This window comes from Pantoea sp. SIMBA_079, from assembly GCF_046940275.1.
Lineage (GTDB): Bacteria > Pseudomonadota > Gammaproteobacteria > Enterobacterales > Enterobacteriaceae > Pantoea > Pantoea borealis.
On the sequence record NZ_JAWRYR010000382.1, the window covers coordinates 1 to 267 of the forward strand.

Below are 267 nucleotides of genomic sequence, written 5' to 3' on the forward strand. Positions count from 1 at the left end.
TTACTGATTTTTGACAAGTGCCATTTACCTACTGCTGCAGTGTAATAACCATGATTCTGGAATAATTCAGGCAAGAAAGTTTCTGTTAGCGGAATACCATCCTGAGCATCGGTATTGGAATAGACACCAAAGCGGGCGGGAGCTCGACCGGTCATTATTGCGGCACGGGAGGGGCCGGAAACACCGTGTGCCACATAGCCGTTAGTAAACCGTACGCCTTCATCCATTAATGAAAGGAGCGTCGGCGTTGATTTTTGTGCAGCTTCA

At 47.9% G+C, this 267-nt stretch carries 1 protein-coding gene; it reads right to left on the reverse strand.

Annotated elements, in window-relative coordinates:
• Window positions 1-267, reverse strand: a 267-nt coding sequence (locus SB719_RS20455) for a sulfatase-like hydrolase/transferase (RefSeq protein WP_412159786.1), incomplete at both ends; no start/stop codon positions are given.